Source organism: Synergistaceae bacterium DZ-S4, from assembly GCA_025943965.1.
GTDB classification, from domain to species: domain Bacteria; phylum Synergistota; class Synergistia; order Synergistales; family Synergistaceae; genus Caenicola; species Caenicola nitritireducens.
On record JAPCWD010000004.1, the window covers coordinates 160,140 to 185,547 of the forward strand.

The 25,408-nt window shown below is 50.0% G+C and carries 27 protein-coding genes; 11 read left to right on the forward strand and 16 right to left on the reverse strand.

Translation table 11 applies throughout. The features are described 5' to 3' along the window. Positions 1–33 precede the first annotated feature (33 nt). A complete protein-coding gene (locus OLM33_04105; GenBank protein MCW1712857.1) occupies positions 34–1,947 on the reverse strand; it encodes a DUF2207 domain-containing protein in 1,914 nt (637 codons plus the stop codon). Positions 1,948–1,980: 33 nt separating this feature from the next. After that, positions 1,981–2,529 carry a LemA family protein gene (locus OLM33_04110; GenBank protein MCW1712858.1) on the reverse strand — a complete coding sequence of 183 codons (549 nt, stop codon included), beginning with the start codon at positions 2,527–2,529 and terminating at the stop codon, positions 1,981–1,983. A 108-nt stretch (positions 2,530–2,637) separates the two neighbouring features. On the opposite strand from OLM33_04110, the gene OLM33_04115 reads away from it, so the two are divergent. Then, positions 2,638–2,865, forward strand: a complete 228-nt coding sequence (locus OLM33_04115) for a hypothetical protein (protein MCW1712859.1) — start codon at positions 2,638–2,640, stop codon at positions 2,863–2,865. Continuing rightward, a complete protein-coding gene (locus tag OLM33_04120; GenBank protein MCW1712860.1) occupies positions 2,865–3,149 on the forward strand; it encodes a hypothetical protein in 285 nt (94 codons plus the stop codon). The genes OLM33_04115 and OLM33_04120 overlap by 1 nt, the downstream gene beginning before the upstream one ends. A 23-nt stretch (positions 3,150–3,172) precedes the next feature. Here the strand turns inward: OLM33_04120 and OLM33_04125 are convergent, their stop codons facing one another. From OLM33_04125 to mnmA, 4 genes are all read right to left on the reverse strand, one after another. After that, entirely contained in the window at positions 3,173–4,333 is a 1,161-nt protein-coding gene (locus tag OLM33_04125) for an aminotransferase class V-fold PLP-dependent enzyme (protein ID MCW1712861.1), read from the reverse strand. A 2-nt stretch (positions 4,334–4,335) separates the two neighbouring features. Beyond that, complete coding sequence (yedF, locus tag OLM33_04130) at positions 4,336–4,914, reverse strand: sulfurtransferase-like selenium metabolism protein YedF (protein ID MCW1712862.1); 579 nt, start codon at positions 4,912–4,914, stop codon at positions 4,336–4,338. Then, a complete protein-coding gene (locus tag OLM33_04135) occupies positions 4,905–6,584 on the reverse strand; it encodes a hypothetical protein (GenBank protein MCW1712863.1) in 1,680 nt (559 codons plus the stop codon). The genes yedF and OLM33_04135 overlap by 10 nt, the downstream gene beginning before the upstream one ends. 219 nt (positions 6,585–6,803) lie before the next feature. Then, the gene (gene mnmA / locus OLM33_04140; GenBank protein ID MCW1712864.1) at positions 6,804–7,904 is read right to left on the reverse strand and encodes a tRNA 2-thiouridine(34) synthase MnmA; all 1,101 of its coding nucleotides are present in this window, start codon (positions 7,902–7,904) and stop codon (positions 6,804–6,806) included. 124 nt (positions 7,905–8,028) lie between these two features. On the opposite strand from mnmA, the gene OLM33_04145 reads away from it, so the two are divergent. The 3 genes from OLM33_04145 to OLM33_04155 all read left to right on the forward strand — a co-directional run bounded on the left by OLM33_04145 (position 8,029) and on the right by OLM33_04155 (position 10,182). Continuing rightward, positions 8,029–8,865 carry a HesA/MoeB/ThiF family protein gene (locus tag OLM33_04145; protein MCW1712865.1) on the forward strand — a complete coding sequence of 279 codons (837 nt, stop codon included), beginning with the start codon at positions 8,029–8,031 and terminating at the stop codon, positions 8,863–8,865. 66 nt (positions 8,866–8,931) lie between these two features. Then, positions 8,932–9,918, forward strand: a complete 987-nt coding sequence (locus OLM33_04150) for a membrane dipeptidase (GenBank protein MCW1712866.1) — start codon at positions 8,932–8,934, stop codon at positions 9,916–9,918. After that, on the forward strand, positions 9,919–10,182 hold the full coding sequence (locus OLM33_04155; protein MCW1712867.1) for a hypothetical protein: 264 nt from the start codon (positions 9,919–9,921) through the stop codon (positions 10,180–10,182). A 65-nt stretch (positions 10,183–10,247) separates the two neighbouring features. On the opposite strand, the gene OLM33_04160 is transcribed toward OLM33_04155, so the two are convergent. From OLM33_04160 to OLM33_04185, 6 genes are all read right to left on the reverse strand, one after another. After that, on the reverse strand, positions 10,248–11,114 hold the full coding sequence (locus OLM33_04160; protein ID MCW1712868.1) for a MurR/RpiR family transcriptional regulator: 867 nt from the start codon (positions 11,112–11,114) through the stop codon (positions 10,248–10,250). A gap of 223 nt (positions 11,115–11,337) precedes the next feature. Next, the gene (locus tag OLM33_04165; protein MCW1712869.1) at positions 11,338–12,465 is read right to left on the reverse strand and encodes an NADH:flavin oxidoreductase; all 1,128 of its coding nucleotides are present in this window, start codon (positions 12,463–12,465) and stop codon (positions 11,338–11,340) included. A gap of 142 nt (positions 12,466–12,607) precedes the next feature. Then, complete coding sequence (locus OLM33_04170) at positions 12,608–13,582, reverse strand: radical SAM protein (GenBank protein MCW1712870.1); 975 nt, start codon at positions 13,580–13,582, stop codon at positions 12,608–12,610. Beyond that, the gene (locus tag OLM33_04175) at positions 13,579–14,016 is read right to left on the reverse strand and encodes an ImmA/IrrE family metallo-endopeptidase (protein ID MCW1712871.1); all 438 of its coding nucleotides are present in this window, start codon (positions 14,014–14,016) and stop codon (positions 13,579–13,581) included. Before OLM33_04175 ends, OLM33_04170 begins: the two co-directional genes overlap by 4 nt. Next, complete coding sequence (locus tag OLM33_04180; protein MCW1712872.1) at positions 14,000–14,365, reverse strand: helix-turn-helix domain-containing protein; 366 nt, start codon at positions 14,363–14,365, stop codon at positions 14,000–14,002. The genes OLM33_04175 and OLM33_04180 overlap by 17 nt, the downstream gene beginning before the upstream one ends. Before the next feature lie 53 nt (positions 14,366–14,418). Then, positions 14,419–15,360: a triphosphoribosyl-dephospho-CoA synthase gene (locus OLM33_04185; protein ID MCW1712873.1), complete on the reverse strand. Its 942-nt coding sequence runs from the start codon at positions 15,358–15,360 to the stop codon at positions 14,419–14,421. A gap of 66 nt (positions 15,361–15,426) precedes the next feature. Between OLM33_04185 and OLM33_04190 the strand changes: the two genes are divergently transcribed. Beyond that, positions 15,427–16,353 carry a lytic transglycosylase domain-containing protein gene (locus OLM33_04190; protein MCW1712874.1) on the forward strand — a complete coding sequence of 309 codons (927 nt, stop codon included), beginning with the start codon at positions 15,427–15,429 and terminating at the stop codon, positions 16,351–16,353. 37 nt (positions 16,354–16,390) lie between these two features. Then, the gene (locus tag OLM33_04195; protein MCW1712875.1) at positions 16,391–16,888 is read left to right on the forward strand and encodes a YbaK/EbsC family protein; all 498 of its coding nucleotides are present in this window, start codon (positions 16,391–16,393) and stop codon (positions 16,886–16,888) included. A 72-nt stretch (positions 16,889–16,960) separates the two neighbouring features. Here the strand turns inward: OLM33_04195 and OLM33_04200 are convergent, their stop codons facing one another. From OLM33_04200 to OLM33_04215, 4 genes are read right to left on the reverse strand one after another with little or no spacing between them, the layout of a single operon-like run. After that, complete coding sequence (locus tag OLM33_04200) at positions 16,961–17,776, reverse strand: hypothetical protein (protein ID MCW1712876.1); 816 nt, start codon at positions 17,774–17,776, stop codon at positions 16,961–16,963. Next, entirely contained in the window at positions 17,777–18,265 is a 489-nt protein-coding gene (gene folK, locus OLM33_04205) for a 2-amino-4-hydroxy-6-hydroxymethyldihydropteridine diphosphokinase (GenBank protein MCW1712877.1), read from the reverse strand. Continuing rightward, positions 18,258–19,478, reverse strand: a complete 1,221-nt coding sequence (gene folP / locus OLM33_04210) for a dihydropteroate synthase (protein MCW1712878.1) — start codon at positions 19,476–19,478, stop codon at positions 18,258–18,260. Before folP ends, folK begins: the two co-directional genes overlap by 8 nt. A 12-nt stretch (positions 19,479–19,490) precedes the next feature. Continuing rightward, positions 19,491–20,132, reverse strand: coding sequence for a histidine phosphatase family protein (locus tag OLM33_04215; protein ID MCW1712879.1), 642 nt, complete (start codon positions 20,130–20,132; stop codon positions 19,491–19,493). Positions 20,133–20,378: 246 nt separating this feature from the next. On the opposite strand from OLM33_04215, the gene hrcA reads away from it, so the two are divergent. The 4 genes from hrcA (at position 20,379) to dnaJ (ending at position 25,042) form a co-directional block, all read left to right on the forward strand. Next, positions 20,379–21,404, forward strand: a complete 1,026-nt coding sequence (gene hrcA / locus OLM33_04220) for a heat-inducible transcriptional repressor HrcA (GenBank protein MCW1712880.1) — start codon at positions 20,379–20,381, stop codon at positions 21,402–21,404. 2 nt (positions 21,405–21,406) lie between these two features. Further along, positions 21,407–21,985 (forward strand): nucleotide exchange factor GrpE, encoded by a 579-nt coding sequence (locus OLM33_04225; GenBank protein MCW1712881.1) that lies wholly within the window; start codon positions 21,407–21,409, stop codon positions 21,983–21,985. A 67-nt stretch (positions 21,986–22,052) separates the two neighbouring features. Continuing rightward, positions 22,053–23,891, forward strand: coding sequence for a molecular chaperone DnaK (gene dnaK / locus OLM33_04230; protein ID MCW1712882.1), 1,839 nt, complete (start codon positions 22,053–22,055; stop codon positions 23,889–23,891). Positions 23,892–23,908: 17 nt separating this feature from the next. Then, positions 23,909–25,042, forward strand: coding sequence for a molecular chaperone DnaJ (gene dnaJ, locus OLM33_04235; protein ID MCW1712883.1), 1,134 nt, complete (start codon positions 23,909–23,911; stop codon positions 25,040–25,042). Positions 25,043–25,408 lie beyond the last annotated feature (366 nt).

Below are 25,408 nucleotides of genomic sequence, written 5' to 3' on the forward strand. Positions count from 1 at the left end.
AAGAAAGATCGACCAACGACTCAGGACTAAAAATTACCAGCCCTTTGCTCCTCCGCCGCCTCCGCCGCCTCCCGCAAAACCGCCGCCTCCCATACCTGAAGATGTCCCGGGGGCAGACTGCGGAGCCATGCTTTGCCCCAGGCTGCTGCCTAGGCTTGACGAGAAATTATTCAGGCCCGAACCATTCAAGAATAGATATGGCGAAGGTCCTGAATACCATTCGGGCTTATAACTGGCTTTTGTCAAAACACTTTCGAACCTGTTGCCCCAGGTTTTTGCAACATCGAGTGCGAGTGCGTAAGGAAGAAGCTTTTCAAAGAGCTCCGGAGTCTCTTCCGGAGGGTTGAACATTTCAAGCCTCTCTTTTTCTGCTGTGTCCATGTATAGTTTGAGACCTTCTGCCTCGCTCAAAATATTGCTGCCCTTTTGAGTCCTTGAGACCATAAGAGGCCTCATAACAGCAATGATCGCTGCCGAAGCTACGAAAAAGACAAATGTGAATGGGGAGAGGCCCTCTCCCCCAAGCGCTATTGCTCCTACAAGACCCACAGCAAGCGCAGGGAAAGCTCTTCCAAGGAACTGCCTTATATTCTGTCCGCCGGTATTTGCAGCTTTGCTCAGCCTCATTCCCAGCGCAATGATAAGAAGTCCGCAAACCCCGGCCAGCATGGTGTTCAATGGATATTCCCCGCTGAATGGGTAGCTTGCTGCTATTCCAAGCCCATACAAAGCAAGGCCGGGCAACATCTTATCTGTGTTTCTTGTAAAAATTGCAGAGTTTGTGTTTCTGAGATTTCTTGCAAGACTTCTCATTGCTCCGGAAATTATGTCGCCGTTATCCTGAACTAAAGATACGCTGTCTATGCTTCCGGGGAAAAGCTGCATCATTAGAGCCTCTTCTTCAGGCTGAAGTTTTTCCGGTTCGGTCTCTTTCTCATGCAACACAAAGTGGCCCTTGCCCTTTCCAAAGAAAGTTTCTCTTCCTTCAACTTCGACGATCTTAATTGCTCCCTTAACAGCCAGCCCTATTATTGCAGCAGTGAAGCCTGTCTGATCGAGCCGCATGTCCCTTACGTACCTCAGGAATGCGGGAGATGCACCATCCGGTGCGTAGAAAAGCGGGATCACTGTCTTTTTATCCGGGTCTTTGCCCCACTTTTTCCAGGCAAACCAGAACCAACCGGAGATCAAAGCAAATGTCGCTGCTGCTATACCTCCCTGAGCCTTTTGATTGTCCCTGGCAGGAGGGGGCGGTGGAGTTACCAGACCTTTCGGCCATGTGTAGACTACGGTGAAAACTTCTCCCGGCTGAAGCGGCCCGACTGTGAAAACGCTTCCGGAATCCTGTCTCGCCCTGCTGTTGTCTCCCTTTGTACCATACCGGCCCACATACCACTCTATCGTGTTGAATCCTTCTCCGAAATTTTTTCCTGGAAGCGCGACCCTGCATGATGCTTCAAGAACCGGGAAAGAAAAATCTTTTCCCGTTACATTCCAGTAGAGTTCGTCGTGGTCCTCAAAAAATCCTATGTGCCTTTCGATCCGGTATTTTATCAGAAATGTATGTAGTCCCCTGGGTATGATCTTATTTGGATCTCCGATCTTAACATCAACGTTTACCCCTGCTCTCACAGAACTCCATGGGATGTTTTGACCGTCAAGCTTTATATCTGTTATCTCTAGTTTGAGTTCTGTTGAATTGCCTTTTCCGTCCCTGTATTCCACAGGGAGCGAACGGATTATGCCCCTGTTGATCTCGATATTCTCAACGTTGACAAGAATTTCTTCAGTAACTTCTACAGAGCTGTTCTCATTTATTATTATGTCAGCGTTGAACCTGTTGAAGGTTTCTCTTGCTTCGGTCACTTTAACTCCTGACAATATAACGAAAACAGCCGCGCACAGCAGTGCCGTAATTTTAATAAGACAGTCTCTGGTGTTCCTCATATTTTCCCTCCCTCAAGTATCACAAAATCCTGTTTAAAATGAAACCTTCGGGTTTTCTCTCGCCTCTTCCTCCGCCTCGAAGAACGGAGCTTCTTTAAAACCAAACTGTCTCGCGATCAAAACAGCAGGAAAACGCTGGATGGCGGTATTAAGGTTTCTTGCAGTTCCGTTGTAGTAACGTCTGGACATCTGTATCTCATTTTCGATAGTTCCAAGCTGTTGTTGAAGGTCAAGAAAATTGGTATTAGCCTTCAGTTCCGGGTAGTTTTCTGCAACAGCGAAGAGAGATCTCAGCGTCCCTGTCAGTGCGTTTTCAGCCTTGAGCCTTGCTTCCGGATCGTTTCCCGCCTGCATTACAGCGGCACGCGCGTTGGTTACTCCCTGAAGAGTTTCCTTTTCGTGAGAAGCATATCCCTTGACTGTCTCAACGAGATTAGGAATAAGGTCGGAACGTCTTTTCAATTGTACGTCTATGCCGCTCCACCCTTCCTGCATAAGGTTGCGAAGCTTGACGAGGCCGTTGTACGTGGTCATAAGCCATAAACCTAAAACTGCAGCTGCCGCCAGTAGAAACATCATCATTGTTAATCCCCCTCCTGTAGATTTGATCCATGCAAATTATACCTTTTTTATAGCAGCCCTGTGGTATTATTTACCAGTATTCCGTATATTTCTCAAAGGGTGGATGTTATGACACTTCGTACGGCCAGGTTGATCAACAGCATCTCAAAGGTATTCACAGCGGCAGCGGCCGCCGCACTTATCATCTTTTTTATCGCTTATCTGAAGGGAAGCATCGAGTTCAAGTATATCTCACTACCGATGATGGCTTCGTTAATTGGTGTTACATGGTGGGGAACGTCAAAAGCGGCGATCATGGCTTTTGAGAAAGAGGGCAATGAAGAAGGAGAACGATAATGCTTATAAGGCTTGAAGATCCTGCCGGACAGCTAAGGACAACAAAAGTAGGATTCAGCTGGACGGTTTTCTTTTTCGGGTTCTGTGTGCCGATATTCAGGGGCGACGCGAAGTGGGCCGTTATAATGTTTGCTGCAAGCGTGCTGACTTTGTGGCTGGCAAATCTGATATTCTGCTTCACATATAACGGGACATACATAAGGGATCTCCTCAGCAAAGGCTACCGCCCTGCCGATGAAGAGTCCCGGAGCATTCTGGTCGCTAAGGGATTTATTTCAGGCTGATACTGTCAGAGGCGGGAGCTTCCTCAACGTATGGCGATCTCTGCAAGTGCGTTTACTGCACGGCAGATGTCATCGGCAGTATTGAAATGACCCGGGGAGATCCTGAGCGCTCCTTCCGGAAAGGTACCTAAAGTTCTGTGTGCAAGAGGTGCACAGTGAAGGCCCGGCCTTGTCTCTATGCCGTATATGTCTGAAAGGTCGCGCGCTATCCTGGCGTTGTCCATTTCCTTCAAATTGACGGAATATACAGGGAGCCTTGGGTCATCAGACGAGGGCCCGATTATTTTGAGGCCGTTGATGCCCTTCAGTCCCTCTTCAAGCATTTTCCCAAGATGTTCCTCATTTTTTCGGATATTGTCCATTCCCTCTTTTTCGATCCATTCAAGAGCGGCCAGCAAACCTGCAATGCCCGGGACGTTTGGCGTCCCTGCCTCAAATTTGTCAGGCATCTGTGAAGGCTGGTACTCTTCGTGAGAGAGGCTGCCAGTCCCGCCTTCGATAAGGGGCGAACATCTCTTTGCAAATTCAGGATCCCAGACTATACCTCCTGTGCCCTGGGGGCCGAAAAGCCCCTTGTGTCCGGTGAAGCATACAGCCGCTGCCCCGAGCTCCTTGGCGCTTATCTTGACAATTCCGCCTGTCTGGGCACAATCTAGTACGAGTGGAACACCTGATCCCCTGCATACTTCGGCAATGTCCGCGATGTTCTGGAGGGACCCGCTTACGTTGCTGCAGTGGTTGATTATTGCAATATCCGCTCCCTGGGAGAAAGCTTTCTTCAGGGTCGCTGGGTCGAGATATCCCTTCATACTGCACTGGATGATCTCGAGCCCTGTTCCATCTCTTTCCGCTCTCCGCAAAGGCCTCAGTACCGAATTGTGCTCCATTGAGGAAGTGACAGCTTTCATGCCGGGTCTGATGAAACCCTTTATGATGATGTTCATCGATTCTGTTACGTTTGATGTGAGGGTAACGAACCTGGGGTCACACTTTTCATACCCGCCAAAGAGTTCGGCAAGCTTTTGCCTGCAGGTAAAAATATAGTCCAGGCTCTGCATGTCCCTCATGGAGGCCGAGCCTCTTGCTACATTTGCGCCGCGGTTTACAATGAAATCATAGATAGCATCGGGCACAGACTGAGGTTTTGGCCACGTGGTGGCGGCATTGTTAAGATATATAGACATGATCAGCCTATAACTGTCGGTTTGGATGTCCCTAAAACTGCTTCTGTTATCTCAAACATGTTGGAAATAACGCCTACCCTTATATCATCGGTGATGCCAAAATGTTTTGTGCATGTCCCGCATACCAGGATCAGGGTTCCCCGGTCCCTCAGTTCTGAAAGATGGTCAAAAAATGATGACCCCTCTGCAGCCATTTTTACCGCGCTGTTCATCAGCGCTACTGCAGTGGGAGGCCTTTCGCTCTTGACCAATGTCCCAAGGAACGATTTCATCAGAACTTCGCCAAGTCCTTCAGAGTCTGCTCCGATCTTATCGGATGTAAGAATAATGCCCCATGACTTTTTATTCTCAGTGTTTGCCGGAGTGCTTTTTGAGCATATTTTTGCTTCGAGAACGATAGATTCTTCACCGTACTCCTTTTTTACCGAAAAACCGCTGTTCTCGAGGAATCTCGCGACGTTTGAGGCCGCGACTTCGTTATCTACCCATACTACAAAATCACGGCATCCCTTTTCTACACTTTCTTTGGTCAGGATCACCGGTTTGGGGCAATCCATGCCTCTTGCGTCAACTATTTCCATATCTGATTCTCTCCCTCTTCGTGCAGTAATTGTATAAATTGTTCCACGAGCTGGGGATCATATTTAGATCCCGCGAGTTCCCTCAGACGGATCTCAACCTCTTCCTGAGAGGGTAGTTTTCTTCCCAGCCATGGTCTGGTCATCTCATTCCACCCGTCTACTATTGCGAATACCCTGGCCTGAAGAGGGATGGCGCTTCCGCTGAGCCCTCTGGGGAAACCTGTACCCTCCCATTTTTCATTCCAGCAATAAGGGATGTGTGTCGCGGGGCGAAGCAGTTCCACAGACTCGAGATAATCCTTGGAGATTATCGGATATTTGTGATACTCCCTCAGTTCAGAAGGAGAAAGTTCTGTGTTTTTGCTCCTTATTGGAAAGGGTACCCCGAGCAGTCCTATCCGGCTGAAAAGGGCACCGAGATAGGCATAGAATTTGTCTTCTTCAGCCATTTTGAGCCTGTCACAGAATTTTGCAGTCATTTTTGCGGCGCGCGGCAGGGCATTCCTGAATTTTTCGTCGCCAGGAGAGAACGCTGTGGCGATGTCTTCAAGAGTTTTGTAGCAGAGCCTGTTTCCTGCCTGTGCGAAACGCTCGTATACCATAAGGCTGATGCTGTCCATCCTGCTCTTATGTTCCTGTTTGAAATCGTGATACGCCATAACGTCGCTTAAAGTTCTCTGCATGCTGTTTATCTCGTCTTTTTGGGTATCGACGGTTATTATCCCTTTCTGTCCCTTTTCGTCACGTATCGCTTCGATCTCCCTCTGAAGCCTCTTCATCCTGTCAGAGAACTGACATTTGAAGAAAAGATCGTACAGGAAGGAAAGGATGACCGCTATCAAGGCAAAGATAAGGAAAAGATACTGGATCTTTTTCTCTGCGGCAGATGTGTCCTCTTTTTTATCGATCCCAATGACCCAGAATGAAGGAGTTCCGATGTGATCCTTCACAAGCATCCTGCCGGATATGGTCGTTGACTTCCTGTCACTTTCCTCGATCGAGACGAGGGGAAGACTGTCTGCATTCTGCTTTTCGGTGTCAGTCGTAGGTTCTACTGCAAAATTAAAATGCAGGTTCCTCGAAATATTTTCGATAAGTTTGGGGCTAATTGCGCGGGTGACTATAAGGTTGCCTGCAGGAGGCCCTTCGATGTCGGATGTGAGGATCGGTTTTACTGTGAAAAGTATGGGTTGATTTTCCTTCAGGACTATCCCGCTGATCCCTGCAGCGCCTGTGTTATCCAACAGATACTGGTTCTTCGGGTCGTTAAATATTGCCGAAAACTCACTCTCCGGGGAGGAAGGCTCGTCGTCCGCACTGAAGTCCTTGAATAGGCGGACCATATTGTTGTTGTCAATGAATATCATAGACGAAATGCCTACTTCAGTCAGGGCATCCCTGTTAAGGGTCTCGGAGGCGTAATTGGAGTTGTGTCCCCTCATATAGTTCCAGGTCGCGTCAGAATGGGCCCAGTTTGCCGCGATGGCTGAAAGTGTTCTGGCTTCAGCGTTGATCGACACGACAGTCCTTGAAAGGTTCAGAGTGATCCTTTCTATGTCAGCCTGTTCGGCGGATCTTCTGAGAAAATTTGTAAATGTAAGGTCGAGCATAAGAAGGAGGATGAGCAATGTGATCCCTAATGAGATCTGAGTCTTTCTGCGCAGTGTCATAAGCGACCCCCCAAGAATATCTTAAGTTTTAGATATTGTAACAGATGTCATCACTATGATAAATCAGGTTTTGAATAATAGATAGACGGGACCTGAGATAAAATGCAAATGTATTCTCAAGGTGAGAATAAAAAATTTTTCTGTCTTTGCATGCCCGTGACTGTGAATTTTTAACGGACTAGGGTATATGCGGATAGAATGAGATTTTTTTCCTGATGATCATGACGAGGCCATTATCACGCCTCCCGCAGCCACATAGTTCTCTTCTGTGTAGACCGCGAGCCTCTGCCCGGGTGCAGGGGCAAATACAGGTTCTGAAAACAGTACTGTCAGGGACTCAGAGTCAAAAGACAGGACGCGGCATGGCGCAGTATCCCCCTGAGATCTGATCTTGCCATATAAGATCTGATCGTTATTCAGAAAATCAGGGGCAAGGATATTGACCGCTCCTGCAGTGACCACATGGCGAAAAGCATCTTCCCGCGGTGCCGCGATTATGGTATTTGTTTCCGGCAATATGGATATTACGTATAAGGGATTTCTTGATGCTATACCCAGTCTCTTTCTCTGTCCGAGAGTGTATCCTTCTATGCCCCGGTGCTCTCCGATCACTTTACCTGAGGTGTCTGTGATCGGTCCCGGCTGAGGTCGGCGGGAAAGCATCGCCCTGTACCCTTCCTCGTCAGCGAAGCATATCTCCATGCTCTCGGGGCGTTCCGATACGGCAAGGCCGGATGACCTTACAAGCTCTCTTGTCTCTTCTTTTGACGTAAAATCTCCGAGGGGAAAGAGTATCCGTGACAATTGTGCGCCTGAGATCCCGCTTAAAAAATACGACTGGTCCTTGGTCCTGTTTGCAGCGGCCGCAAGGTAGCGCCTGCCGTTTTTTACGATCATTCTTGCATAGTGCCCGGTTGCAAGAGAAAAATCATTTCCCAACATCTCTTCGGCAATGTTCAGGAGAAGACCGAACTTTATCTTCTCATTGCAGTCCGCACAGGGGTTGGGTGTAAGTCCGCAAAGGTATGAACTGCAGAAAGGGTTTATAACATTCTCTTTGAAATCGCCGCTTATGTTTACAGAAAAGTGGGGGATGGATAATTCTTTACATACAGACGCAGCAGACTCAGTTGCAGCATTAGCTCCGTTCTCAGTTATCTCCATTGTCAGGCCTGCCAGTGAATATCCTTGCCTCAGAAGCAGAAGCGCGGCAGCGCTCGAATCTACGCCTCCGCTCATAAGCACGACGGCTTTTTTACAGGGAGAGTTTTTCCAGCCGGAGATATCAGTCAGGGATGTTCTTTTTACAGCGTACTTCATTCCGTTATTTTACATCAAAAGCGGGAAGACAGATAGCGGTATGTCAATATTACAAGTTGCCGTGACCTTTCATTTCCCGATATACTATTGTCCAGCATATCAGTATACCTGGGAGGTGCCATTATTGCCGAGAGACCATGTCGAGAGCCTGCTTATCAATGTAAAGGAGAACGGAGGGATAAAAACAGTCCCTTTTCTGGCCTGCCGTAAGATCGCATCTGACTTTGGAATGAAGCCCCGCGATGTTGAGACCGCAGCTTTAAAAAACGGCATTTGTCCTGAAAGATACAGAAGAAACATCGGTACGATAGGCATTAACGGGCAGATGAAGCTCCTTGGCTCACGGGCTGCGGTGATAGGCTGCGGCGGTCTGGGGGGGTGGATAATCGAACTGCTTGCCAGAGCCGGGGTCGGAGAGATAGTTATGGTGGATCCGGATGTATTTGACGAAAACAACCTTAACCGCCAGCTCTTCTCAACAGAGGACAACATCGGGAAGCCGAAAGCCATTGCCGCGGCAAGCAGAGTTGCCGCTGTAAACGGCGCGGTAGAGACATTTGCCGTAGTTGAATTCCTGGATGAAAAAAATGGGCGGAGCATACTTGAGGGTTCAGCAATAGCAATAGATGCTCTTGACAACAACAAGGGGCGAAGGAATGCGTACGCCGCATGCTGCGGTCTGGGGATACCCTTTGTCCACGGAGCGATCGGAGGCATGTTCGGGCAGGTAGGAGTTTTTTACCCCGGCGACAGGCCATTGTGGGAAAACGATGATGTCCCTGACAAGGGTATAGAGACCGAAACGGGCAATCCTCCCTTTACCCCTGCCTTTGTAGCTTCCCTTGAGGTCTCTGAGACCGTAAAGGTCCTGACAGCATCAGAAAATGGATTGAAAGGGGAGCTGATCTGGTTTGACCTGGCGGGGCTGGAATCCCAGAGGATAAAAATATGCCCGGCCTGAGTCAGCGGAAACGCAGCGGCGGAAACTCCGCCGGTTACATGATCATTTGAGAGGAAGAGATAACGAATGACAGTCGACGCTCATTTTGATGTGCTGCTTGATGTACTTGCTTACAGAAAAAAGGGAGAAAAGAAGGTACTTGAAAGAAGACATCTCCAAAATTTAAAAGAGGCCGGCATCAGTACGCTTATATGCTCTTTGTACATATGTGAAAATTATTTGCCGGAGGGGGCCCTCCGCAACGCACTTGATCAGATATCCGCACTGAAGGAGGAACTGGAGGAGTCGGGAGAGCATTTTGCACTCTGCAGGGATTCCACAGAAGCAAGTAAAGCTTCAAAGATGGGGAGGATCGGCATATTTCTCTCCCTCGAAGGGGCTGAACCGCTTGGAAATGACATACTGCTGCTGCGGACATTTTTTGACCTTGGGGTGAGATTTATCGGGCTTACATGGTCGCGTAGGAATTATGCGGGAGACGGAAGCAGTTTTGACCCTTCCGATGCTCCGAAGTGCCGGGGCGGCCTGACCAAATTCGGAAGGGAGCTTGTCATGACGGCTCAAAAAATGGGCATGGTCGTCGATGTCAGCCATCTTAACGACCCCGGCTTTTATGAGGTAGCGGATATGATGAAACTGCCTTTCATAGCATCGCATTCGAACTGCCGGGCACTTTGCGGCTCGGCGAGGAACCTGAAGGACGACCAGATAAAAATGATAGCCGATTCCGGCGGGGTAATAGGGCTGAACGCATATTCACCTTTTGTGTCGGACAGCGAAAGCGACCGTAATGCCGGAAAATTTTTTAAGCATCTTGAACACATAAGGGAAGTGGCCTCGATCAACAACGTAGGCATGGGCCTGGATCTCTGTGACTGCATTAAATCGCTTGTCATCGGGGATCAGGATCACCTTCAAAAAGATCTGTTCGCAGACCATGCTGACGCAGGCAGGAGATTTTTAGGACCCCTCAGGGAAAAGTTGGACCCTGAAGAGTATAAGGCCTTTACATGCGGCAATTTTATGAGAGTTATTGAAAGGGTGTTGGGATAAATGGAAAAAGAATACGCATATCCTGCATTACTGGCTTTCGGTTATGACGGGGGAAGGCTTTGGGCTGCCAACTTTGTCGGTCTCTCCGGCTGCTGGGTGGAGGGCGAGGACAGGGAAGATGTAATAAAGAGGGCTCCCGAAGTATTGAAGGAGTATCTCAAATGCTGCATTGAGGCCGAATGGCCGATCCCTGAACCTCCCAAAGCCGGGGATCTGGAAGCCGCTGACGTCGGTGAAGTGATCACAGTCAGGTGCAGGATATAAAAAAGAGGGGCGCATGAAGGCGCTCCCTCTTTCAGCCTGATAAGCTTCCTGATTTACCTTTGCTGTCAGTATCTGAGGCCGAATATAGGGTGGAAGATCCTCTCATCATGGAGGAATTCGGCCTGCTCTTCGAGATGTCTTTTTGCATCTGCCTCAAGCGTTATCGCCAGAGCGGAAGCCAGAACATGAGTCAAAAAGAGTGGACCTATAATGCTGCTGCCGAAAGTGGGGCTGTTTGCGGATACAAAAAATGAGAGCTCTGCATTTCTGCAGACGGGAGCTGCGGCACTGTCCGTTATGGTTACGACCTTTGCGCCGTTCTTATGAGCCATTTCGACAGCTTCCGTGACTTCGACCGCATAGCTTGGCAGTTCGCATACGACCACCAGATCACCCTCGCCGATGCACCTGGCCTGTTCCCACATTGAAAGGCTGCCTCTGTGTACAAAGACGGCCTTTCTTCCCATGACTGAAAGGCGCATCTGGAGGAGTTCAACTACGAGGGAAGATATCCCCCACCCTACACAATAGACCGTGTCAGCAGAGCTTACAAGATCGCAGAATTTTTCCGTGTCCTCGGGTGAGAGCTGGGCCATTGTGTCATCAAGGTTGGCATGTTCTGCCCTGTAAAGGCTCTCCGGGAAGCTTCCGCCGCTGCTGACCGCCCTTGCAAGCAGGGCCGCAGGGTTTATCTGTTCCAGTATAGCCTTCTGAAGGCAGGTCTTAAGTTCTGCATAACCCGAAAAGCCAAGCATCTGAGCTACCCGTACCAGTTGTGCTTTGGAAACTTTAAGTTCTTCTGCTATGTCCCCTATAGAGCGGAAAGAGGCCTCACGCATATTGGCAAGAAGGTATTCTGCCACCCGTCTTGCTTTGTTGGGCATCGTGTGTGCCCTTTCCATGAGAAGGTTCTGAAGCTGTGTGCTGTCCATCTGGATACACTCCCTAATTATATTGGTCAACAATAAAATATATTTCTGAACTTTGATACAATCCTAGTCTCGCAAAGAAAGCTTGTCAACATCAGTCAACTTTTGTTTTGAAAAGTTCAGCGAAAATACTTAAAAATTATTTTTTTCCATCGATCTGACGACCAGACGCTTGCGCCGAGACATATTTCCAGGCCCGGATGCGTCAGGCAGGATCTGCTCTATATCATAGCGGATCCCAGTTGCCCTCGTTCCTGTCCCTGAGGATCGGGCAGTCAACAAGTCCAAATTTAGCTGTCTTGAAACAGGCGTTGCAGGAAATGCAGGCTGTCGGCCTGCTGTCTTCCTCGATCCATCTGTTGATCAGGTCAGGCTCCGCTATAAAAGGCCTGCTCAGGGCAAGAAGATCGCAGGTACCGTCCTCTATGAGTCCGGCCATGACCGGAAGACTTCTGAGTCCGCCTGTCAGGATGACAAGCTGCTTTTCGGAGGCATGTTTTTTGATCTCTTTCGAGTATTCTCTGAACGGAGCTTCGGACTCTCCTGCGGAGACTCCGAGGATGCTGGGCGAGTTAAGTGCACCGGCATAGCTTGTGCCGGAGGAAACATCGATCCCGTCAGCTCCACTTTTCAAAAGAGCTACGGAAAGGGCCTTTCCTTCTTCGGGGCCATATCCTTTCTCTGTTCCTTCAGCCATGCTGATCTTGAACCAGATGCTGAAGTCATCGCCGACAGCAGCCCTCACCTCATCAAGGATCTCGTGAAAGATCCTTGATCTGTTTTCGAAGGGACCGCCGTATCTGTCATCCCGTTTGTTTATGGAAGGAGAGAGAAACTGGGTAAGAAGAAAGCCATGACCGCCGTGTATCTCAACACCGTCAGCCCCGCCCCTTTTTGCTCTCAGTGCAGCTGCTCCGAAATCCGCGATCACCTTTTTTATGTCATGTGAGGACAAGGGGCAGGTCCCGAAATCGCGCATAGGATGGATGCCTCCTGACGGTGAAAAAGATACCGTTCCTTCTGCAAGAGAAGCGTCGCGCTGTCCGCCGCTGTGGCATAACTGAACAATAAGTCTGGAGTCAAACTTGTGAACTTCTTCAGAGAGCATGGCGACGTCATTTATCCTTTCGTCAGAATGGAGTCCCCACTCTCTGTTAAAAGACTTCCCCTCATTGCTTATGTAGGCCAGACCGGTGATCAGTGTGCCTGCGCCGCCTGCGGCGATCTCGGAATGACGTTTTATCTCCGCCGGGGAAAGCTCTCCAGTCTTGTCATCCGCACCGCCAAGCCAGGTAGCGGAACGGATGAACCGGTTCTTTGCCTTGAACGGGGGTCTTTCAAATTTATAGAACAAGGAATGAATCGCTTCTGCTTTATCCATTTGCAACTGTCCTTTCATAAAAACTGATCAATAATCTATTACATATGCAGCGCTCCAGACAGCGCAATTTCTGCAATCAATAATCATTTCTGTTTTAGTTCCTGAAGGCAGGTTATCAGATTATCTTTGATGCAGGTGGGAAAAATGAAAGTTTTTCTGATACGGCATCCGTGGTTGAACCGGCAAATTCAGCCAGACGTCTGAGTCCGAAGCAGCCGTGTCCGGTAAATTTTGAAAGGTGTTCGTCAGGGACGACCCATGGGCCGGTCCAGTTGTTTTTTATCAGCTTCCTGACAAGGGCTTCCGACGCTATCATCTCACCCAGCGCAGGATGATGCGGTCCTCCTCTTACCTTTGACGCGAGCAGTTCAGATTCCTGAAGCCCTATCCTGATCGGGTTGAATCCCAGCGAAAGGGCAGAGTCCAAAACAATGCCTCCCCATTCAATGGCCTGATCCAGTGGGAGCGGGGAATACTTTCCTTCTCTCATCATAGTCTCCAGCTCCGTGCTTTCAAGCACGAGGCAGGGATAAAGCCTGAGGTCCCATGAAAGAGGTCCCTTTGAATCTGCCAGTTTTCTTATGTCGGCTAAACTGTTCTCCATCGTCTGTCCCGGCAGGCCGATCATTATCTGAACTCCCAGCGGCAGCCCCTCATCCATTATTGTTTTGATATCAGCAAGAATGATCCCCGGGTCAGCCTCCCTTTTGCAAAGAGAGAGGACAGCAGGGTCGAGTGAAGGTATGCCAAGTTCAATACAGGCAATGGGGTACCTCCTGATGAGATCCCTCATAGATCGCTCGGCCAGATCGCCGGGGTATGTTGAGAATCGTATCCTGCTTCCTTCCGGCGCATTGTTCGCAACGGAATCAAGGTACTCCTTTATCGTAGACCGGCCGAACCTGCAGAATGATCCGCCAAAAAAGCAGACTTCCCTCGGTCCGTCCAGTTCCTTCAGGACCGAGGATACATATTCAGGGGAAGGCATCTCCTCAACGCCGGTTATTGTCGCCTGGCTGCAGTAGACGCATCTCTCCCTGCATCCGCCGAAAGGAAGAAAAAACGGCAGCTTCTTCATGGGTCCGTTCATGCCCAATCCCTATAATCCCCCTCGCTCCATTCAGGCCAGATGACTGCCCAGGCGAACGTGTCAGCCCTGTTTTCAAAGCTCTCCATGGATGCAAATGTGTGAGTCCAGAAACGGTGTCCCTTCCTATGGTTCAGCAGGTGATATGTCTCGTGGAATATGGCGAATCTCCTCCATATCAGAGGCAGAGAGGCATTGATGTAGATCCTCCCTCTTTTCCCGCGTACAATATGTATGCCCCAAACACCGGCGGGAAGTTGTTCAAACATAAGCTCAAGCGAAAGCCCCGTTATCTCCTCTGCCTTTGCCAGTATGTCGAATTCGCTCAGCCTTTGCCATTCCCTGCCTTCACGGACAGCCCACTGAGGGATCACTTCGGGGGGCTGGGGAACAGACTCGGAGAAGGCCTCAGTCTCCTGATTATTTTCCGGAGGCATCCTCTGCTTCCCAGTCGTCAAGAGCTGCTTCTATGAGACGGTATACCCTCTTAAGTTCCTTATCTGTGAGTTTTTTGCTGCGGTACCAGATCTCAAGTTCCCCATTGTCAAGCATCGACTCCAGCTGGACCCTTCCGGGGTTGTCGGGAGATGTGAAATCCATGAGGAGATCTGTGACATCTACATTGAGAGCGGGTGCAAGCCTCTGCAGAAGCTTCATGGAAGGTAGTCTCCTGTTGCTTTCCAGCGCCTGTACGTATATCCTGCTCACATCCACCTTATCCGCAAGTTTCTGCTGTGTCAGGTTCTGCGCCTTGCGCAATGTTTTAATCCTGTTGCCAAGACTCATTAAATATCCACCCTTTCTTTACATTATGTGCAAATAAAGAATACAACATTTTTTTATTGTTGACAAGCAGGTTTAGTTACCATGTGCAGAAAAATAGTACACGAAAGAAGATCTGCAGCTCCGCCCGGGCTTATCCTTGATTTAATGAATTTTTTTTCCAGTTCCTCTATCGGACGAAAATCTTCTGAGAGGGGATCGAACCTTTCTATCGTATCTTTGATCATCTGTTTGTATTCATTCTGCCAGAAATCATAGCCTCCGCGATGTATGACGTTGCTGTCTTCACTGCTGGCCATAATGGCCAGCAGTGCCGCTACATGCGAGCTGTTAGCGGATGCTCCCATCGCATAAAGTCGTTTGAGTGCCGGGAGCCCGCAGTCAATTACTGAAGGAAAACCTCTCTCCGCCTCTCCTCTTGCTCCCGTTATCCCGTGCATAAGAAATAGCCTTTCGCAGTTTGTCAGCTTGTCGGAAGAATTTTTTTCGGAAAGCGGCCCCAGTTCTTTCGATACGAGGCCCTTGACCGGGGCGGAAGCATTGCCAGCGATATTTTCGGGTGTAAGGTCCATTTTTGAATAAATGGAGTAGCCTGCCCCGTACAAAAGCAGTGAGAGGAGGAATATCAGTCCCTTGTGGGTATTGATGCCTGAAGTTGCTGCAAACATCTTCTTCTCCATTTCGATCCCGATATACCTGAGACGCTTCAAAGCATCAGAAGGAGCCGTCCCCGAAAGGCCGGCCATTGCCTGGTATTCCCAGAAGGGCTCTATGGCCTGGGCGCTCCTGATGAAAGTATGCCAGTCCATATCAGTGTGGCAGCCCGATCCGAGGGGATCTACCAGACCCGGCTTGGGTGCCGTAACTATCTCTTCTATGACTGCTTCCGAAGCGGCCCTCCAGAGGACTTCAGGGGGGAGATGCTTGACTTGTCTGTTGAAGTGAAGGATACTTCTGGTGTATGTAAAAAAATCAAAGGGTGGCCCGGATCTATGCAAGATGTTACCTCCGCATTCAAAATGTGCCTCTCTACATTAACTCAAATCATTGTCTCCCGCAAGCGCTTGATACTTGCGTTGGCAGCTCTTTTTTCAATTGCGGCCCTGATATCCCTTCCGGCAGCGGCTACTCTCTGCAGACAGCATGTTTACCAAAAATGGGCAGGAGGATGGCTCGCCTGGAAAAACGACGACCCGGAGGCAGCCCTGGAAATATGGTCTGATATCGGTTTTTCGGCAAACTTCTGCGTGAGGCCTTCCAGAATAGATTACTGGAAGATAAGGGCACTGGAGAAATTGGGGCGGGAACCAGAGGCCGGCTTGCTGAAAACAGAGCTCGCGAGGAAATACCCCTTTGACTTTTATACATTTTTGCTCTTCAGAGACGGAGGGGCCGGATCATTGAGCGATGCCTGCAGAAGCAGGGCAGAAAGCCTTTTCTATCCCAATCCGTGGAAGAAAGAAGTCTCTGCCGCTGCAGCCCGGACCGGAGTATCCGAATCTATGATATTGTCGGTGATGAGACAGGAGAGCAAATTCAGGGAAAACGCAGTAAGCAGGTCCGGGGCACAGGGATTGATGCAGCTCATGCCTTCTACGGCAAGGGATGAGAGCCGTTCGCTGAAAATGGATATGATCATTTCAGAGATTAAAGACCCCGGAAACAACATACTGCTTGGAGCAAGCTATTTTGCGAGGCTGTCCCGAAGGTTCGGGGGAGATCTGCCGAGGACGATCGCGGCATACAATGCCGGAATGATGCCCGTGACAAGGTGGAACACCCTTTATGCAGATGACTGGGTGGAGTGGATAGAGGAGATCCCTTATCCTGAAACGAGGGAATATGTCAGGTCAGTACTTGAAAATCGTGAGATGTATAAAATGATATCGGGTGAGGAGACCGGACCTCCTATCTCCGTTTTGACGTCAGAGGGGCCGATGCCGGTGGAGAAGCTGGCATCGGTACCCAGACAGAAAAAATCGGACATGTGACATATGGTCATAAAAGCAAAAGCGAGGTCGGTAAAAATTGTTCATTGAGAGGTCAACAGATGATTTCGATCCTGTGGAAGCTGTGAGCAGCTTTCTTTCGGATTCGGGTTTCGATGGCAGGATCTTCCACACTGAAGAGACGATATTCACGGTTTCTGACGCATCCTCTGCAGTCGGAGCTCCCGAAGAGGAGATACTGAAAAGCATACTCCTGAGGGTGAACAGGGGAGAATATTTTGCACTGGCCCTGATGTCAGGGGTAAACAGGGTCGATACGAAAAAGATAAAAAGAATGCTTGGTGCGTCCCATGTGTCCTTCGCAAATCCCGAGGAGTGCAGCGAATGGTCGGGATTCAAGCCGGGAGGGGTGCCCCCGGTAGGCTATCCCGAACAGCCAAGGTCTTTTTTGGACGAAGATCTCTTCAATTATTCCGAGGTCTGGGCTGCCGCAGGCACGGACCATGCATTTTTCCCTATCTCTCCTGCAGAGCTGATGAGGATAACCGGAGGAGAAAGAGCCGACATAAAAAAATAAGCAGGACCATGGTCTGAGGCAACACAACCACATGGCTCCCGAAACAGGGCGGCTGATCTTCGGAAGCCTGAATTACCTTTTCCAGCTCAGGACAGCGACCTTTTCAAATTGGAAGTTCAGCAGCGTTTCGGCCTTTGGAGGTTTTCCCTCTGCAAGGCTGTTGAACTCGTTGAGCATCCTTACATAAGCAAGCCTCTTTGAGGGGGTGAACTCCCCCTGTATCCCCGCCCTCAGAAGTATCGAGAGCTGCCTGTAGACGTCCGGAACGGGAACGAAAGCAGGTCCTTCGGGAGTCATCCTCATTGTATATATGAAAGAATAGCTGTCGCGTCCCCTGAGCGGGTCCGACTTGTCGTACATCGGGACCGCAGGCGAGACATAGACGGCCGTTCCCTTTGGTACAACGAGCTTAGCGGGAACAGCATCCCATCTTGTATATTCATACGGGGTCAATATTATATGGGCTTTGGGTGACCATGTTGTCACACCGACCCACAAGTGTACGCCTGTACCCTCGAAGTTTGTAAAGGAAGTCCTCCAAAGGAGATCTTCCCTGTCATCCTGGTCTACCTTGGTCAGAAAAACGCTGTCTGAAACGAAAGAGAGCCCGTCAAGCTGCTCTATCTGCCTCGTCCCTGCGGGTGTCCGCAGCCATCCTGAAGTTACCTCGCCCCTGTCCTGCTCAAGGATCAGGACGATAGGAAAATTTCCGACTCTGAGCGCCCTTAGGTTGGATCCCCCTTCCGGGATCTCGTTACCCGGCACCACGAAGATGATCAGCGCAAGCAATAGGACTGCCACGGGCATTACCAAGATCAAACGCCCGGAAGAAAATACGGAAGCAAGTTTTTTGATTTCGTGTGAAACCGTTCCCTGAATATTATCCATTTAAACTATCCACTCCATTTTTTCTTCCGGAAGGAGAGACAGCATCTCGTCCGGCGTCATTCCTGTCACCGGATGCCTGAAACAGGGGTCTATCTCTCTGAGAGGGATCAGGACAAATGCCCTCTCATGCATGTGGCTGTGCGGGACGGTAAGATCGGGTCCGTTGATCACGAGTTCCCCGATCGCTATGATGTCGATATCGATCTCACGCGGTCCCCATTTAAGATTTTTTGTGCGTCCAAGCAGTACCTCAATATTTTTTACGGTCATGAGCATTTCTTCCGGAGAGAGCTCGGTTTCTGCGCTTATGCACATATTGAGGAATCTGGGCTGATCTGTCAGTCCCCATGGGAAAGTCTCCCATATCCTGCTTCTGGATGTAATGCAAAAGCCTCTCCGTTCAAGCTCTTCCTGTGCTTTTGTCAGCATCAGGAGCCTGTTGCCGGTGTTTGAGCCAAGGGAGAGCAGAACACGGGCTTTTTCAGGCATAATCTGCGTTCCTTATCGCTTCGGCCATCATTACGGCTTTTTTGTTTTCCTTTGTATCATGTACCCTGATAATGTCGACCCCCGCCCAGGCACATAAGGCCGAGACAGCAAGTGTCCCCTCAAGTCTTCCGGCAGTATCGGGGCTGTCAGTGGCTTTGCCGACAGATCCCTTTCTTGAAGCTCCTATCAGTATCGGTTTCGAGTGGATCCTGAAGGACTCCAGATGCCTCAGCAGGAAGAGGTTCTGGCTGTAGTCCTTTGCAAAACCTACCCCGGGATCGAGTATTATCTTAGCGCGATCGACCCCTGAAGAAATTGCTGTTCTGATCTTTTCATCAAAAAAATCATTGATCTCCTTCAGCAGGTTACTGTAGATGCACATTGAACCCATAGTCTCCGGGGTTCCCCTCATGTGCATTATTACCAGCATCGCATTATGGTCAGCTACGGCCCTGGCTATCCCGGGTTCGAATGTGAGTCCCGAAATGTCGTTAATTATATCCGCACCTGCTTCCAGCGCAGTCTTTGCAACTTTTTCTCTGGTCGTATCAACAGATATCGGCATTAAAGGGAGGATTTTGCGGATCTCTCTGATCACCGGCATGATCCGCCCGATCTCTTCACTTTCAGATATCCTTGCGGCCCCGGGTCTTGTTGACTCTGCCCCAAGGTCAAGGATGTCAGCTCCGTCCTTGGCATGCTCGACTGCACGCGCCACAGCAACGTCAACATTTCCGTAAGTCCTGCTCTCGCTGTGAAAAGAGTCGTCGCTCAGGTTGATGATGCTCATGAGAAGCGTCCTGCCCCCAAAGGCCAGAGAACTGCCGGAAGGGAGATCGATCGTTGCAGGTTTTTTCGAAAAAGAAGCAAGTGCTTCCCTCAGTACTTTTACGGTATCCGGAAATCCCCACCACGGCATGGTCTCAAGTTTGTCCGCAAGGAAAGAGATCTGTTTGACCGTTCCGAACAGTATAACGTCGCTTTCAGTCACCCCGCAGTCGACTGCATGGGCATGGACGGCTGCATCTCCCCCCCTTGAAAGCATTTCCTGCTTGATGACGTTGGCTGCCCTGACATCGACATCTGTAATATAGACAGACCTTATCTCACGCCTGTTGTCAAAGAAGGGAAGACTCCTCATGTCAGCCCCAAGGGCCTTCAGTGCTTCGGCCAGTTCCCTTGCGTCCCTGAACTTTATCTCGTATGCGGCCATCTCTTGTCCCCTCTACTCGAATTCCTGGACCAGAGGCAGGCCTTTAAGGTGATCAGAACAATTGAGTCCCATGAGGCAGAAGCCGTGGACATCGTCATGCGTCAGAAGGCTGTAAGATCCGGTATCCATGTGGAGCCGCCAGAACCTGGGTTTCGCGATCCCAAGCGCTCCGGAAAGCAACGGTTTGAGGACACCTCTGTGCGAAACTACCGCGAAGGTCTCCCCCTTGTGTTTTTCTATCAGCTTTTGAAGTCCGGCGAGAGAACGTTCCATTACCTGGTCAAGCGTCTCCGCTCCGTCAAGGACTAGGCTTTCAGGGTCGTTTATCCACGTCTTCCAGAGTTCGGGCTCGCTTGCTGCGATCTCGCTCTTGAGGCGGCCTTCCCAGGGATCAAGCCTGATATTGGAGAATGAATCATCGGAAGACAATCCGCATCCGCAGATCCTGCTTATCACCTCTGCGGTAGTTAAAGCTCTTTTGAGCGGGCTTGAATAGACATATGTCATCCCTTTGTCCCTCATTGCGAGGGCGAGCGCTTCTGCCTGAGCCAGACCGTTCACGTTGAGCGGGAAGTCTACCCTTCCCCTTACCCTGTTTTCCTTGTTGCCGGCACATTCACCGTGCCTTATCAGATAAATTGAGGTCTTCGTCATACTTACCTCTTATGTTTTTTGTCAAAGAGACAGATTTTCAAATAACCGGTCGGCCATTCAGAGCTTATTATACATTATTGACAGAAGCTTCTTAAGGGATCTGAGTCAAATCAATAGGTAAAAACTAGGTAAAAACTACGATATAAATAATCTGACCTGTCTTGACATTTGTGCGAAGCGCTGTTATTCTTGTCGCGTTGGAATTGAATTAGCACTCGTAGTATGTGAGTGCTAACAAAGCAGGAAGTGATACCTTTGCTTACAGAGAGGCAGTTGGAAGTTGTACTTTCCGTGGTCTATGAATACATAAGAAGCGGTGAAAGCGTCGGCTCCCGCACTGTTTCCAAGCGTTATCTGACGGGTCACAGCTCTGCGACGATCAGAAACGAGATGTCCGACCTTGAGGAAATGGGATTTCTGAAACAAACGCACACCTCCTCCGGAAGGATACCGACGACATTGGGTTACAGACTGTATGTGGACTCCGTTCTGCAGAGGGTGGACTCTTCCAGGCACAATAAGGAATGGATAAAGAGCCTCGGAGAGCATCAGAGAGGTCTGGAGGGCGCGCTTGAGTCGGCATCAGACATCCTCAGCAGGGTGTCAAACTACGTGGGCGTGGCTGCGGTCACCCCTCTCGACAAAGTCAGATTTCAAAGGGTCGATTTTGTCAGACTGGGAGAGAAGAACGTACTTCTTCTTGTGGTACTTCAGGGGGGGCTTGTGCACCAGAAAGTCATAAGCCTGCCTTGGGACATGACTCAGGAGTACCTGGATGACCTTTCGAGAAGGATAAATGTCTTTGCCGGATGCGAATGGACTGAAATCAAGAACTCCCTGAAAGCGTACATAATGCAGGAACTCAGGGATTACAAATCTGCCTGTGCCGCGGCGCTCCGTGAGCTGGAGGGGATAATGCTCTCTCCTTCAATGAAAGTATTCACCGGATCCATGAGCCACATGCTTAACCTGCCTGATTTTCAGGATTTGGGGCGCATTCAGGCGCTCTATGAATTTCTTGAACAGGAAGAGGGAATGGCAGAACTGGTCAAGAGCTGTTCAATAGAGGGGATAAATGTTGTCATAGGAGAAGAAAACGAATCCCCCGCAATGAAAAAATCAGCGCTGGTTGCTGTCTCCACGATATGCAACGGACAGATGGCAATGATCGGTGTGGTTGGCCCTGAGAGGATGGACTACGAAAAAGTCATCACAACTATTGATAGAGTACTTCGGACCATGGACCTTGAGTCTGAAGAGGAGGTTGAATAAAGATGAGAAGGATCAACAAAGATAATACGGAGCCCCCGCTTGGTGAGGAAAGGGTCGCGGATCCGATGCCTTTTGAAGAGCTGAAGGTGAAAGAAGCGGCAAGTGCCGGCAATGATACAGCAAAACTGACTGAAACTATAGAGGAAATGAAGAGGGAGATCAAATCTCTGACGGAAGAGGCTGCAAGGGCAAGGGCAGATTACTACAACCTCAGGACCAGGGTAGAGAGAGACAGGGAGAAAAACTGTAAACTTGCAGCCGAAAGGTCTGTCGAAGAGCTGCTCCCCGTCTTCGAGAATCTTGAAAGGGTCTGCTGTGCCGTAGAGGATGAAGAGAGTAACCTCTACAAGGGCATAATGATGGTAACGAAGCAGTTTTATAAGGCGCTGGAAAATCTGGGCCTTGAGAGCATAGAAACGGAAGGTGACTTTGATCCGTCAGTACATGAGGCGGTATCGATGGAACCTGTAGACGATGAGTCCAGAGACGGATGTATTATCGGAACGCTGAGAAAGGGATACAGACTTGCCGGACGCATCATAAGAGCGCCTCAGGTGAGAGTGGGAAAATACACCGGCTAGGCACTCTAATAACATGGAAACAAGTAAAACAAAAAATATATATTTTATTCAAAAGGTGGAATGAGTTATGGAAAAAATAATAGGGATAGACCTGGGTACGACCAACAGCTGTGTAGCGGTAAAAGAGGGGGATAACGTCACGGTCATCCCCAATCCGGAGGGAGGCAGGACAACGCCTTCTGTCGTCGCATTTACCAAAGACGGAAACGAGAGGCTCGTTGGGCAGCTCGCTAAGAGGCAGGCGATAGTCAACCCGGACCGGACCATTATTTCAATAAAAAGACAGATGGGCAGCGACCACAAAGTAACCATTGACGGACAGAAGTACACCCCCCAGCAGATCTCATCAATGATCCTCCAGAAGCTGAAGAGGGATGCGGAGGAATATCTGGGAACCGCCGTTTCCAAAGCGGTCATCACGTGCCCCGCATACTTTACCGATGCCCAAAGGCAGGCAACGAAAGATGCCGGCACCATCGCGGGACTCGAGGTGCTCAGGGTCATCAACGAACCGACAGCCGCGTGCCTCGCTTACGGAGTTGACAAGGAAGGGGACCACAAGATAATGGTCTTTGACCTTGGCGGGGGAACTTTTGACGTATCAATACTGGACGTAGGCGAAGGCGTTTTTGAGGTCCTTTCGACCTCCGGAGACAACATGCTGGGCGGAGACGACTGGGATGCAAAGGTAGTCAACTGGATGGCGGATGAATTCAGGAAGACGGACGGAGTGGACCTGAGGAAGGACAAAATGGCAGCTCAGCGTCTTCGCGAGGCAGCTGAGAAGGCGAAGATAGAGCTCTCTTCAATGGCGGAGACATCGATATCGCTGCCCTTCATCACAGCTGATCAGAACGGCCCCAAGCACCTTGAAATGACGCTTACGAGGGCGAAATTCGAAGAGCTGACGAGGGATCTTCTTGACAGGACGGTCCAGCCCGTGCGTACCGCAATGAAGGATGCAGGTCTGCAGCCCTCAGATGTCGACAAGATACTTCTGGTTGGAGGATCCACGCGTATGCCGATGGTCCAGCGCAAGGTCAAAGAGCTTCTGGGCAAGGAGCCGACAAAGGGGATAAACCCTGACGAATGCGTTGCAGTAGGAGCGGCGATACAGGGAGCGATCCTCTCGGGAGAGCACAAAGGGATAGTCCTGGTAGACGTTACGCCGCTCTCCCTTGGCCTTGAGACCCTTGGCGGAGTATTTACAAAGATAATAGAGAAGAACAGTGCGATACCTGTCTCCAAAAGCCAGGTCTTCACTACTGCGGCAGACAACCAGCCGCAGGTCGAAATACACGTTCTTCAGGGCGAAAGGGCGATGGCGGGCGACAACGTTTCACTCGGAAGGTTCTTCCTTGACGGCATAGCGCCGGCTCCGAGGGGAATTCCTCAGATAGAGGTAACTTTCGACATAGACGCGAACGGTATCGTCAACGTCACAGCCAAGGACAAGGCTACCAGCAAGGTCCAGAACATAACGATCCAGTCATCGAGACTGTCGGACGCAGAGATAGACAAAATGCGCCGTGATGCTGAAATGAACGAGGATGAGGACAGGAAGAAGAAAGAGCTTGTCGAGGCCAGGAATGAGGGCGACAGTGCTGCGTACAATGCTGAAAAAGCTTTGAAGGAACTAGGGGATGACGCAACATCCGAAGAAAAGGCTGCAGTTGAAGAAAAGATCAAGACCCTGAGAGACCTTCTGACAAGCGAAGACGCATCGGCGATCAAGGCCGCGGTCGATGCCCTTATGAACGCCATGCACCCCATCTCACAGAAATCGTACGCAAAGGCACATGCGGCACAGGGCAATACTGCCGGTGCAGAGACAAATACGGACAACGGAGACTCAAACGGCGGAACTACTGTAGATGCGGAATTCCACGAAGAAGACAACCAATAACGTGAGGTGAGGCGCGGATGGCTGCTCCCGGCAAAAAGGACTACTATGAAATACTCGGTGTTGGACGGGGAGCCTCGGCCGACGAGATAAAAAAAGCATACCGCAAGCTGACCCGGAAATATCATCCTGACGCAAATCAGGGAGATTCTCAGGCAGAGAAAAAGTACAAAGAGATCAACGAGGCCAATGAAGTCCTGAGTGATCCACAGAAAAGGGCTCAGTATGACCAGTTCGGCTATGTGGGCGACATGCCTCCCGGAGGGGATTTCGGCGGCTTCGGTGGTTTCGGCGGGGCAGATTTCGGAGACCTTTTCGGAGACCTTTTCGGGAGCGCATTCAGCGGTGCCGGCAGGAGGACTGTTGACCCCAACGCTCCCCGCAGAGGAAACGACCTTGAATATACGATGCAGATCTCTCTTGAGGATGCATACAGGGGGATCACTAAGAAGATAGAGGTCCCGCGTCTTGAAACATGTCCCCACTGCGGAGGCAGCGGAGCCGAACCGGGCACCAATGCCGAAACATGCCCTACGTGCGGCGGGCGCGGACAGGTGCAGCAGACAGTCAACACGCCCTTCGGCCAGATGGCCCAGGTAACTGCCTGCCCGACATGCCACGGCAAAGGCAAGGTGATCAAGGCCCCGTGCCGCGAATGCAGAGGACAGGGTCGGGTTAGAAAAAAGCATTCCGTCGATGTCAAGATACCCGCCGGTATAGACACCGGAATAAGGCTGAGAGTATCCAGTCAGGGAGAGGCCGGGATCAACGGAGGCCCTTCGGGGGATCTTTTCCTGCTGATAGAGGTCAAGCCTGACAGAAGGTTCCAGCGGAAGGGCGACGACCTCAACACGTCGGTTGACATACTGTATCCGCAGGCGGTGCTTGGGTGTGAAGTAAAGATAGAGACTTTTGACGGCTCAGAAACACTTGATATCCCGGCCGGCACTCAGCCTGGATCAAAACTGCGCATAAAGGGAAGGGGCATGCCGAGGCTGCGCGGTAAGGGCAACGGAGATATGAATATACTGGTCAGGGTGAGCATCAGCAAAGATCCTTCAGCCAAAGAGCGGGAACTCCTCGAACATATAGCAAAGGAGATGAAAGTCCCCGTAAAAAACAAAGAGGGGTTTTTCGATAAGATAAAGAGGTAGAAATGAACCTGAACATGTGGATATGAAAGCCGGACCGGATTTTTCGCCGAGAGGAGAAAACCCCGGTCCGGCTTTCTAGTGGATGGCAAAGGCTGTTGTCATGTGATCGTCAATAGCTGATGAAAAAGTTATTTGGTATTTTTCTTAAAAACAGAAAATAAACCCCGTTGAGCTATAAATTCAAAATTTTGAATTCACAAACTATTCTTTCTTTACATATCCAACCGTGGAATATAGAATAGTCGTTGCTGAAAAACAGCGATAGGATCAATAGGATCAAATAGCGCCTAATTGCAATGCCTGATTTTTGCCGTTTTGATTCAAATAGACGAGAATCAGGCTTGTTATTATTTGAGACAAAAAAGC